The 12,364-nt window shown below is 41.7% G+C and carries 10 protein-coding genes; 7 read left to right on the top strand and 3 right to left on the bottom strand.

Going from position 1 to position 12,364, the window contains the following annotated elements; all coding sequences use genetic code 11:
* The first annotated feature begins 419 nt into the window (after positions 1–419).
* From Q0895_RS05585 to Q0895_RS05575, 3 genes are all read left to right on the top strand, one after another.
* Positions 420–1,655, top strand: coding sequence for a lipoprotein-releasing ABC transporter permease subunit (locus Q0895_RS05585; RefSeq protein WP_299186265.1), 1,236 nt, complete (start codon positions 420–422; stop codon positions 1,653–1,655).
* Between the two features lie 94 nt (positions 1,656–1,749).
* Positions 1,750–2,430 carry a lipoprotein-releasing ABC transporter ATP-binding protein LolD gene (gene lolD, locus Q0895_RS05580; RefSeq protein ID WP_299186263.1) on the top strand — a complete coding sequence of 227 codons (681 nt, stop codon included), beginning with the start codon at positions 1,750–1,752 and terminating at the stop codon, positions 2,428–2,430.
* A 76-nt stretch (positions 2,431–2,506) separates the two neighbouring features.
* Positions 2,507–2,818, top strand: coding sequence for a hypothetical protein (locus Q0895_RS05575; RefSeq protein ID WP_058368485.1), 312 nt, complete (start codon positions 2,507–2,509; stop codon positions 2,816–2,818).
* A 43-nt stretch (positions 2,819–2,861) separates the two neighbouring features.
* Here Q0895_RS05575 and Q0895_RS05570 read toward each other — a convergent pair whose 3' ends face one another.
* Positions 2,862–3,437: a DUF2062 domain-containing protein gene (locus tag Q0895_RS05570; RefSeq protein WP_256713820.1), complete on the bottom strand. Its 576-nt coding sequence runs from the start codon at positions 3,435–3,437 to the stop codon at positions 2,862–2,864.
* A 584-nt stretch (positions 3,438–4,021) separates the two neighbouring features.
* On the opposite strand from Q0895_RS05570, the gene Q0895_RS05565 reads away from it, so the two are divergent.
* The 4 genes from Q0895_RS05565 to Q0895_RS05550 all read left to right on the top strand — a co-directional run bounded on the left by Q0895_RS05565 (position 4,022) and on the right by Q0895_RS05550 (position 9,932).
* Entirely contained in the window at positions 4,022–6,757 is a 2,736-nt protein-coding gene (locus tag Q0895_RS05565) for a ComEC/Rec2 family competence protein (protein ID WP_299186258.1), read from the top strand.
* Between the two features lie 203 nt (positions 6,758–6,960).
* Complete coding sequence (gene sppA / locus Q0895_RS05560; RefSeq protein WP_058368489.1) at positions 6,961–8,022, top strand: signal peptide peptidase SppA; 1,062 nt, start codon at positions 6,961–6,963, stop codon at positions 8,020–8,022.
* A 171-nt stretch (positions 8,023–8,193) separates the two neighbouring features.
* Positions 8,194–9,081 (top strand): alpha/beta hydrolase, encoded by an 888-nt coding sequence (locus Q0895_RS05555; protein WP_299186255.1) that lies wholly within the window; start codon positions 8,194–8,196, stop codon positions 9,079–9,081.
* A gap of 68 nt (positions 9,082–9,149) precedes the next feature.
* Positions 9,150–9,932, top strand: coding sequence for a type II CAAX endopeptidase family protein (locus tag Q0895_RS05550; RefSeq protein ID WP_299186254.1), 783 nt, complete (start codon positions 9,150–9,152; stop codon positions 9,930–9,932).
* Between the two features lie 34 nt (positions 9,933–9,966).
* Here Q0895_RS05550 and dusA read toward each other — a convergent pair whose 3' ends face one another.
* The gene (gene dusA, locus Q0895_RS05545) at positions 9,967–10,938 is read right to left on the bottom strand and encodes a tRNA dihydrouridine(20/20a) synthase DusA (RefSeq protein WP_299186251.1); all 972 of its coding nucleotides are present in this window, start codon (positions 10,936–10,938) and stop codon (positions 9,967–9,969) included.
* A 147-nt stretch (positions 10,939–11,085) separates the two neighbouring features.
* A complete protein-coding gene (locus Q0895_RS05540) occupies positions 11,086–12,264 on the bottom strand; it encodes an MFS transporter (RefSeq protein WP_299186815.1) in 1,179 nt (392 codons plus the stop codon).
* Between the last annotated feature and the right edge of the window lie 100 nt (positions 12,265–12,364).

The raw sequence follows: 12,364 nt of genomic DNA, 5'->3' as shown, positions 1-12,364 counted from the left end.
ATACCTAAGCAATATATTATATACATCCTCAATATTGTGCTATGTTTGCGCAGCAGCAATGGGTCAACAAACAACAATGATGGGTTAATGACAATTGTCCTTAGCATACAATATATAGGTATAGACGCAACTAATAGCAAGCCCCTCATAGAAAAATAATAACGAAGCGCTGTATTTTAATAAAAAAGACCTGCAGTTTTTATGAATGATTGGCACATATTAGGAAAATTGTGTCAAACTATCCACTTTTTTGGTAGCCACGATTGGGACGACTAAAACCATGTTTATATGTCTGAATTATATTCATATAAGCATAACCAGTACTGGCTCAGTTGCTTGTTAAGCGCAAAAAGCTTGTTGGCTTACGTTAGTGTGCTTATATGACAGTCGCTCACCTAGATAGGATAAAGAGTTTGAATATGTTTCGTCCTTTAGCATTATTTATCGGTTTACGGTATACCCGAGCAGAGCGTAGTAATCGCTTTATCTCTTTTATATCGCTCATTTCAATGATTGGTTTAACCCTTGGAGTAGCGGTATTGATTACCGTGCTATCAGTGATGAACGGCTTTGATCGCGAGTTGAAGACCCGTATTTTGGGAATGGTTCCGCAAGCGACTGTGACGTCACCTGAGGTCATTGGCGATTGGAAACAGCTTGCTGAACGTATTCAAGAAGATCCGGAGGTTTCAGCAGTCGCACCATTTATTCAACTCCAAGGTATGTTGACTTCTAATGGTCAAGTTGCCGGGATTATGGTCACAGGTATTGATCCTGATTACGAAAAAAATGTCTCAATCATTAATAAGCATATGACTGAAGGCAGCATTGATACTTTAAAAGGTGGCGACTTTAGTATTGTGTTAGGCGAGGAGATGGTACAGTCGCTTGGTTTGAATATTGGCGATAAGGTCACGTTGGTGCTACCAGAAGCGTCACCATCACCAGCTGGTGTCATACCGCGCTTTAAGCGTTTTACTTTGACAGGTATTTTTAGCATCAGTCCAGAAGTAGATAGCTTGATGGCATTCATTCCGATGAATGATGCTGCCAAATTGCTGCGTCTTCCTGAGGGCGCGCAAGGTATTCGTATGAAGCTTGATGATTTATTTAATGCACCGATGGCAGCGCAAAAAGCAGCGGCAATTGCGCCAGAGCAGCTGTACCCCAATGACTGGACACAGACTCATGGCAATCTATTTGGCGCGATTCAGATGGAAAAAGCGATGGTAGGTTTATTATTGTTCTTAATTATCCTTGTCGCCGCGTTTAATATCGTCTCAAGCTTAGTCATGCTCGTCACTGACAAAAAAGCAGACATCGCTATTTTAAAGACTTTTGGCGCTTCTCCGCGTTTGATTACTCAAGTATTTATGGTGCAAGGTGTGGTAATCGGGGTCATTGGTACAGTAGCTGGTACTGTGCTTGGGGTTATTTTTGCCTTAAGTATTAGCGATATTTTAGGTTGGATCAATCAAAGCTTTGGCTTAAACCTGTTCGATGCTTATTTTATTAATTACTTACCATCGCAGCTACGCTTGGTCGATGTCGTACTGATCACTGGGGCATCGTTTGTTCTAAGCTTTTTGGCAACCATCTATCCTGCACGCCGAGCTGCCAAGATCCAACCTGCGCAAACGCTGCGTTATGAGTAGTCATATTGATGACTTTACGATAATCGTATAAGAAATATAATTACAAATTTTAAGTTTTAGCTTTTGATTGACAAATATTAATGAAGGAAGCGGTATGGCGGCCATTTTAGAGGCAAGCAACATTAGTAAGATATACGATGAAGGTGCAGTGCATACGCAAGTGCTGACAGGGTTGGATTTATCTGTCAATGCAGGCGAGCGTATTGCCATCGTTGGCACAAGTGGCTCAGGTAAGAGTACTTTGCTACATTTGTTAGGCGGACTAGATACACCTACTGATGGTGAAGTATGGCTGCATGGTCAGTGCTTAAATCATATGAATGAAACCCAGCGCGGCGCCATGCGTAATCAATATTTGGGCTTTATCTATCAGTTTCATCATCTATTGGCAGAGTTTACCGCGGTAGAAAATGTCGCTATGCCTTTGTTAATGCGACCCAAAGTGTCCACAACAGAAGCGCGTCTGCAAGCTATTGAGCTGTTAGAAAACGTGGGGTTAGGTCATCGTTTGGACCATAGACCAGGAGAGTTGTCAGGTGGTGAGCGTCAGCGCGTGGCCATTGCTCGTGCTTTGGTAACTAAGCCATCACTCATATTAGCAGATGAACCGACTGGTAACTTGGATTATGACAATGCCCAATCTGTATTTGGTCTGCTATCAGAGCTACAAAGCACCATGCAAACAGCATTACTCATGGTGACTCATGACCGCAATTTGGCTGCGCTGGCTGATCGGCAGTTGCTACTACGCAATGGTCATTGGGCTGAATATTAAATCATCGAGGGTATATCGATAGCGAACCATGTTCATATGATTTAAAGTCTGCGTAAAGTTTATAAGGATAAATATTATGAATGATAATAAAAACGATGATCCAGTTTCTGCTTTTGGTAGCGCTGAAGAAGGCAATGATCCGTTAAAGGACTATATTGATCCAACGCTTTTTGAGACGATCGATAGACAGACGCAAATAGAGTTGCTCACACCCGCTTTTGACGCTATTACGCTTGCTGGTGCTGACTATGATCTAAAAGCTCAAGACAGCGCTACAGGAAAACGTTATACGTTACTCAAAGATAAGGAAGTGATAGATATCTTAGTGATGAATGATAATTTTACCGATCAAGTCGTTGACGCTATAAATAAAGACCAAGAAGAGTAGTGTTTTTAAACAAAACACTTAACATAGATACCTTTTACTACTACTACGTCTTTGGATGTTTATCTGAAGACTCTTTTTGACGCTTTTGCCAGCTTGTCACTGTTTTATAGCGCCAGATCGCCTTAAAGGTTAAACCACAAATAAGACTAGTCACCACGGCTAGCAGCGTCAGTCCTAAACAAAACGCAGTCAATGACACTGTACCACGATAAGTAATGAATGGATTGGCACCATTTGCCAGTACCCATAAGCTAAAGTCAGCAATCATCCTTCCAATTATTCGTAAGCTAATCATTGGCTCGCCCATAATATGGGCGCCAACGTAATAACCTGCATAAAAGATAGGTAGCGTAGTCAGAGGATTAGTGATCCACGTCAAACCAAGGGCCATCGGTACATTAGCACGAAAAATAAGCGCACCAATCAACGCCAGTAACATCTGTCCTGGTAACGGAAAAAATGCACTAAGCACCCCAATATAAACCGCCTTATTCAAACTATGGCGATTAAATTGCCATAAACGTGGATCAGCCAAATGCGGCGCAAATAGCTTTAAAGAGCGGCTCTCTAAGATCTTTTCGGGCGTGGGTAGGAGACTTTTGAGACGTTTTTGGGGCACAGGTTTGCCTTTGTTCGTTATCTACAGTTCACTCAGAAGAGTACAAGGGTTTAGTATTTAACAATATTCGAAAACATCGTCAGTAAAGATAAATTGTCGATAGAATAATAGGACGAGTGGTTATCAATAGAAGCAGTCGCGATATGTTAAATAGTATAGGGTAATACCGTTAATAATGCTATCATCGGTATTTAGTCGTCTAATGTAAGTTAATAAACAACCAAACAAATGACGTATGATATAGGTCTGTCTATAGTTATCTTTTCAGTGTTATCCAAGTCTGAGTGTAAATTTGATAAGCCATCACGTAAGGAGTGCTGATGTATTGGGCGATTGGCATCTCAAGCATTATAGCGATGGTAGGCGTATTATCAATAGGGACTATGGACTTTGCTCAAGATAGACTATTACCATTTAACTTGTCTATCACAAGTTCTTTTATTTGGCTTTCGTTGACCGTAACAACGATAACTTTTCTTTTTCTTCTCCAACGCAGTGCAGCGCTATCATCAGTCAGCAATCACTCCCTTCATAAAAATCGAACAAAAGATACCACCGCATTCTCTAAGTTTATCCGTTATCTAATGATGACTGCCATAGCTAGTATGCTGATTATCGGCAGTGCACTACAAGCATTATCTGCCTATCAGCGAGCAGAAGCTACAAAAATTACTGAGACTACGCAGGTACGCGCATGGGTAACTATAGAGGGCATTAGCGATAGCGTATACGACCCTGCGATGAATAGTGGCTATCGGCAAGTGGCAACTTTGCAGGCAATTGAGCCGTTGGTTTCCAAATTAACTGTGCAAGAGCTACAAGCGCAAACGCTAGCCTATATTAATAATAGCCTAAGTAATAGCAACTTATATAATAAAGACATAAATTACGATAGCGATGAAAGCCTAGAACATCGCGTGTTGCTCAATGTATATCCTAATCAAACTTCTAATAACACACAGATAACCAATCTCAATAATCTACAGCCTGGTGATCAGCTGTTTATGACTTTGAAGCTTGCACCTTTGGCTACCTCTGAGCAAACCATCAATAATCCAACAGGTTTTGACAGCTATCGCTGGCTTAGAGGACGTCACATTGATGGTATGGCTGCTATTATTGCCACTGGTGAGCCCATCAGAGCGCTAGGCAACTCATCAACAATCACTGCTTTGGATAATGTCTCTGACTCATTTCTTAGCAGTTTGCGTACTCGTATTGATCAATGGCGTTGGCAGCTGCGTCAGCATTTTTATGTAGATTGGCTGCAGCAAACGACATCAGAGCAGCAAGCAAAAGTGGTAACCTTAAGTTTGCTAACAGGTGATCGTAGCTTAATCAATCGTGACACTAAAGATTTATACCAGCTGGCTGGCATCTCGCATCTGTTGGCTATCTCTGGTACGCATGTTTTGTTTTTGGCTATCATGCTCGCAGGTGCAGCAGTTTGGTTGGTAAACTACCAGTGGCCTACGCTGTATCGTAATATACCGCGCTGGCAGGTGCGTTGGTGGGTCATGATTGGTGTCGCTTTTATCTATGCTTTATTTACAGGGTTCGATGTACCAGCTGCACGTACTGCATGGATGCTATTAGCAATAGGGGCGGTACGATTAACGCTACTGCCGATTAGTACCATGCGTGTGTTACTTGCGATCGCAGTACTCATGGCTTGGTTTGATCCTTATGTATTATGGCAAGCAGGCTACTGGTTATCGTTTATCGCAGTGGCATTATTATTAAAATATGACGACGCCTCACATCAGCAAGATAAAGCAGCTTCAGGGCAGTATCGACATGACACTGTTCATAACAACCATGTAAGTGGTACTTTACTGACTCAGATAAGGCTGGCTGGTAAACGCGTATTTAAATTGCAGTTTTGGTTATTTATCGCGTTACTGCCTATTACGTTATTATTGTTTGGCAAAGCCTCGCTTTGGGGGCTGTTTATCAACCTATTTGCTATTGGTTTATTCGGTTGGGTCATCGTACCTTTGAATCTGTTAGCAGGGCTTTGCTATCTGTTATTACCCGCTATAGCAGATGGTATTTGGGCATTGGTAAGTATGATGGTTGCAAGCCTGCATGAACTGATAGCGTGGTTAACGTCATTGTCAGCGTTATCGGACGCTTGGCTGTATACACCGGTGAATATGGCTATATTGCTGATGGCGCTACTGATCATGGTACCATGGTTGCTACCGCGCGGGCTTATTAGTCGCGGGCTAGCATTACCGCCTCTAAGCTTGTTGGTGATGACAGTATATGCCAATCAGCAGAGCTTAGCGACAACACCTACCTTATATATATTACCAACTGGTGACCAGTATTTAAGCGCGACTCTATTGCAGTACCCAGTAACACGTCAACACATGGATAGCAGTAGTATTATTAAAAACAATAATAAAAATAATGGTAAAAGAGCAGCAGCTTCAGATACTGTTTATTGGCTATTTTTAGCAGATCATAGGCCCTATGGTACAAGAACAATGCCAAGCACAATGACTGCGGATGATATCACTGCAAATTTAGTACAACAACTGCGAACGTTATCGGTTAAACAGTTAGAAGGTGTCGTTGTACAAACCAGCGTGCCGACGCTAACCAATACTTTGTCTGCTAAACAGCAAGATAACAAGATTAAAAGCAGCTCTAAAAACGCTGAGCTGCTACCAATGAGCGTCTTACAATTAAATCAAACTACGCCAATCAATCAGTATTGGCAAGCAGGTCGTTACGAGCGCTGGACAGCTTATCAGCAGCTATCTCTAGAGCGCAATCAATCTGCGCGAACCATCAAGATTAGCGCGCAAAGCTGCGAGCAAGGTAAAACGTGGCAGCTAGACAACAATGATATGGCACTACAGGCCATAACAGGCTGGCATGACATCGATGATAGTAGCGTTTGGGATTGTACTATAGCGATTGCTAGCAAGCAGCCAATTCGTGTCGTTCGATACGATGTCAATGACCCGCAGCAGTCATTACAGGCAACTGCTCAAACGTTTATCCCAACTGTATCAGTAACGAATATCAGGCAACAATCTCACCAAGGAGATACCTATCAAGACGAGACGTTTCAAGCAAGCACGATTTTAAACGCAGATACTCATCAGCGTCTGTGGCAAATGTGGCCACTGCTGTGTTCAGCTGATTCATTTGCAGATATTACGAGCTCAGGTTATCCTACGCAGTGGCTTGGTCACAGTACGTCACAGGTGACTATTGACATATTAAACCGGCAACAGATTGATGAGATAATTACTTATGATCGTAAGACCTTGGAGATAGCGCTACGTTTTGATGCTTTACCATAAAAATGAAGCCATTACTGCTAACATCTATTATCAACATCATAGTATGATGACATTTCACGTTTTCACTATTGAACCTTGACGAAAACACCACCATACTAAATGACCTAGCCATACCGATCATTCATGTATTCAACTTTTTTATTATACTTATTTTCTATACCCATCTTTACTTGTTTTAGATCGCTTTTTACCTAGGAAGTTATATGCCCAACTGGCCGCCAGACCCTAACAAACGTCCTGATAATTCAGAAAATCAGCCGGCACCATTGCAACAAATATCGCCTAACCAGCCAAATGGACAAGAATGGCGTCTTATTGAAAAAACCTTATTAGCCAGTGTAGAAGAGCAGCGCCGCTCAAGGCGTTGGAGCATCTTTTTTAAACTGCTCACTTTTGGTTATATTTTATTGCTATTTTTGACGATAGGTCGTAGTTGTAGTAATGATGCGCCATCTGGGCTAGAAGGTATTGATACCAGTAAGCCGCATTTAGCTGTGGTTGAGTTACAAGGTACGATAAGTAATGCTGATCCTGCAAATGCCTATGATATCAGTAAAGCATTGACGCGCGCATTTGAAAACAATAACTCAAAAGCAGTGGCACTTGATATCAACTCACCTGGTGGCTCTCCAGTACAGTCAGATGAGATCTGGCAAACTATGATGAACCTACGTCAGCAATACCCAGACAAAAAGCTGTATGCGGTGATTGGTGATATCGGTGCTTCTGGTGCTTACTATATTGCATCAGCAGCAGATGAGATCTATGTAAATCCATCAAGCTTAGTGGGCTCTATTGGTGTCATTATGCCAAACTATAATATCGAAGGTTTGATGGATAAAGTAGGTGTCAAAGACCGTACCATTACGGCTGGTGAATATAAAGATATCCTAAGCTTGTCACGTCCGCTTAGCAGCTATGAAGAGCAGCATGTCGAAGAAGTACTTGCCAATACTCATAAGCACTTTATCAATGCCGTAAAAGAAGGCCGCGGTGATCGTCTCAAAGATCCTGAGGCCAACAACTTGTTTTCAGGGTTATTTTGGACTGGTGAGCAGTCTATTGCATTGGGACTGGCAGACCAATCAGGCAGTATTGCAAGCTTGGAAAGAGAGTTAAAGTTAGATAACGTGGTAAATTATACGCCGATGGATCCGTTCCAACTGTTCATGGATCGCTTCGCAGTTAAGCTTGGTGCGGGCGTAGGTTCAAGTATCAATCTTGATGTATTGCCACAAGAAGATGGTAATATCGAGATGCGTTAAACGTTCCTTTTTCATTTTGAACGGATTATATTTAATGTGTATGATTGATGAGGCTGAGCATAGCTATATGCTCAGCCTCAGTTATATAGTCAGTTTAAATTATAAATAAAGTACTAAATCAAGTACCAATCTTTTAAAAGCAACCTCTATCAGAAACAATGAGAGCCTGTCATGAGTGAAATCAATTTGCAGACCTTTGCATCATTGCCTGTATCTAACATAACCCAAAAACCAGTCATTCATTTTGCCCATGCCAACGGGATGCCAAGTGCGGTCTATCAGCCATTTTTTGAGGCGTTGGCCGAATTTTTTACGGTTGAATACATACCGATGTTAGGTAATGATCCAGATTACCCTGTTGATGATCACTGGCGTAGTCTAACCCAGCAAGTCATCGATAGTGTAAAGACTGTCTGTGAGAAACACGGCATCTCACAAGTAGTCGCAGTGGGTCATTCGCTTGGTGCCATGTGTACGCTGCAAGCGTTGTACCGCGCCCCCGAAATATTTCATCAAGCAGTACTTATGGATCCGCCTTGGGTTTATGGCAAGTCAAGCTTGCTATGGCATGTCGCAAAAACAGCTGACAAGTTGCCCCGAATGAATCATCGACTGATGGATAAGCTGTCACCGTCTGGTATCTCTAAGAACCGCCGTGATGTTTGGGATAGTCGTAAAGAGGCTTATGAAAAGATGCGTCATAAGGGATTTTTTAAAAATTTCGATGAGCGTAGCTTTGAAGGTTATATTCAGCATGGCTTGTGTGAGCGTGCAGATGGCAAAGTCACTTTAGCCATTCCTAAAGCCAGTGAGGTTGCTGTATTTCGTACCAACCCTTCTTGGTACTGGTTGTCACCCAATCGTAGGCCCAAGCCGCCAGTGACGCTCATTATTGGAGAGGATAGTATATTTTTAAAACGCCGTTTCCCGCAGCAAATCCAAAAGCGTTTAGGTATTCCTTATAAAACCCATGCAGGTGGTCATATGTTTCCGCTTGAGCATCCAGAATCTGTCGCGCAGCAAGTATTAACATTGATTGAGCAGCAATTGTCATCTTAATTGGTGATCAAATACTATATATCACAAATATTTATGAGAGTTATTAAGTTACTGTTTTGAGTCTCAATATGTCAAACCGTGCTACTGCTGTAAATAATACAGTGACACCGCAACCCAAGCGTCCAGCTTTGTTTTCGCGCTTGGGAGCATTTTCTCTTGTCATTGGAATGGTCATTGCTTTTTTTATCAGCCAGTTGATGGGAGTATATATCGCAGGCAGATTATGGCTGCCGGCTACCAAAAGCACAACGATAGGAGATATATTCTTTTTTGGCAGTAATGATGGGACAGTAGTAAGTGTTTCTATTATTATCAGTTGCATACTACTGATGGCACTGAGCTATTTGATTGTACGTGTAAAATCTGGTGATATACGTGAATATTTAGCGATTAAGCCATTTTCCTTGGCAGTTGGCATTGGTATGTTTGGAATACTGCTGTTGTTTATGATTGGCAGCCAAGCATTGACCTATTTTTTAGATAAGTCACCACTGGTTTTTGTAGATCCTTTATATCAGTCTGTCAGCTCGGTGTGGTTGCTCGTGTTTGCGATGGTGATTGTCGCACCGATATATGAAGAGTTGGTCTTTCGCGGCATCTTATGGTCGGCTGTTGCAGAGCAGTTTGCGCCAGCGAAGTTGAATGGCGCACTGCTAGCGAGTATCGTAACCAGCTTTATTTTTGCCGTGATTCACTTGCAGTACGGTATTTATGAAATCACTACTATCGTAGTACTAGCATTTGTATTTTGCTACGCGCGTATCAAGTCAGGCTCGTTAGTACTACCTATGTTATTACACATTATTAATAACGGTGTTGCTATGTGGCAATACCTAACCCAAGTTGGTTGAGTAAAATATACTCGACCAAAACACACAAAATAAATTAAGCGTTAGGGTTTAGTTGCAAAACTTCGTCGGCGGCTTTTTTAATATCATCAAGTGTCAGCTGCGGTTTACCACTTAGCGCCTGTCGCCACTTACGAGCACCTGGCAATCCTTGAAATAACCCTAAGTAATGCCGCGCCATCGTCGATAGTGTCTCACCTTTTGTAAGCTGCTCCTCTAGATACGGATACAACTTGACTAAAATATCTGAACGCTTAGGTAACGGATGATCCCATAAAGCATTAGCTTCTGCTAATAGATAAGGATTTTGATAAAAAGCTCGCCCAATCATTACCCCATCGATATGTTGTAAGTGCGTGGCAATATCAGCGACAGTATCGATACCACCATTAATCTCAATATCAAGCTCTGGAAAATCCTGCTTAAGACGATAAACATCATCATAACGTAGTGGCGGTATTTCGCGGTTTTGCTTAGGGCTCAGTCCTTGTAACCAAGCTGTGCGCGCATGCACGATAAAACGCGTACAACCCACATCAGCTACTGTCTTTACAAAGTCTGCCATAAACTCATAACTGTCAAAATCATCAATACCGATGCGATGTTTGACGGTCACCGGAATATCTACAGCCGCCTGCATGTGCGTTACTAAGTTGGCCACAGTTTTAGGCTCTGCCATTAGGCAGGCGCCGATTTTGTTATGTTGTACACGGTCAGAGGGGCAGCCAACATTGATATTGACTTCATCGTAATTATGCTGCTGAGCAAATTCGGCGCACTGGGTCATCTCGGCAATATCTGCGCCGCCAAGTTGTAGTACTACAGGGTGCTCTAATGCATCAAAGCGTAAGTGCCGCGCACGATTGCCATAAATAAGTGCACCAGTGCTGATCATCTCAGTGTATAGATATACTTGCGGGTTAAATAATCGCGCAAAGTAACGATAATCCGTCGTCGTCCAGTCAATCATCGGAGCAACTGAAAGTCGTTTATTGGTCATATCAACCATGGTTGTTAAGCCTTAATATTTTATCTTTAAAGTTTTGTACAAGAGATAACGAAACAACTGTTTCATTACCCCTAAAGCTTGATTAAACAGTCTATAAAACAAGAGTAGTAAGTCATCATACAATAAGTAAAATGAATAATGACAAAGCTAGATTAACTGATTGATTCTTTTATATTCGGGCAGATTATAAAAATAAAATCCCATGATAATGCTAATTAAGCCGATAAAAGCGATATATAGTGCAGGTGAAAAGCTGACAAACGTAGTAGCGTAGCCAAGACCAAAAGGTACGGACACGCCTACAAGACCATAGGTCACATTGTAGCAAAACGCCATTCCTGTCAGACGTACATTGGTGGGGAATAACTGTACGAAAATAGCAGGTACCATGCCAATAATGCCAGCAAAAAACCCTAAGAGGGCATACATGATCAAAATATAGTCACCACCAGCTTGCATATGGTAAAAAAACGCAAACATTTGAGCAATCAGTAAAACAGAGCCAGCGACTAAAATTTTACCAAAATTTTGATAGTTGGATAGTATTCCATAAAACACACAACCAAAGACCATAAAAACAATGCCTAAACTATGTGAAAATCCAAATAAGTCCTTGTCTAAAGCAAACCGTAATTCAATCAAATCTGGAAGCAATAGTATGATGACAGTCGTAATGCTAGACATAATCAAACTCAACATCATACCGATAAATATTGAATGCTTACAGTGCTTAAAGAGTAGGATAAACGGCTGAGCGTTATGGCTATTGGGTTTTGATTTTGTCATCTCTAAAAAAAATGGTGACTCATCAAGAAAACGCCATGCAAGTAGAGGTAAAAAGCTTAGTATTGCTGCGATAAAAAATGGCACGCGCCAGCCATAATTAATCAGATCTTCAGGCGTCATAGAACCAGTAAGCCATGTAAAAAAAGCATTAGAAAATAATACGCCTATAAAAAAACTTGCAGTCACATAACTACAGCCAACTGATAGATACTGCCGCGGTACATGCTCTGCTACAAAAACCCAAGCCAATGGGACGTAAAGACTAAATGCCATGCCCTGTACAATCCTAAGCAGGATAAATAGGATCGGAGCTAACATGCCCCATTGTGCATACGTTGGCAAAAATGCCATTATCAGCAAACTGCTTGCAATAATAGACATACTGACTAATAAAGTAGTCTTGCGACCTTTAATGTCACCGTAACGTCCAAGAATAATGCCACCAAGGGGCCGTGCCAAATAACCCACCGCGAAAAGCCCAAGTCCTTGTAGTCTTAGAGTATCAGGATTGGTACTAGTCGGAAAAAAAGCAGAAGAAATAATGTCTGCGATATATAAATAAAGGGGCTGTAGTAGATAAGCACTATGCTAGACTACTTTTATGAAGATAACCCGTTGTAAACTAAGTAAAAAAGTACAG

The sequence above is a fragment of the uncultured Psychrobacter sp. genome, from assembly GCF_947495825.1.
Taxonomy (GTDB): domain Bacteria; phylum Pseudomonadota; class Gammaproteobacteria; order Pseudomonadales; family Moraxellaceae; genus Psychrobacter.
This window is presented reverse-complemented; position numbering and strand designations above follow the sequence as displayed.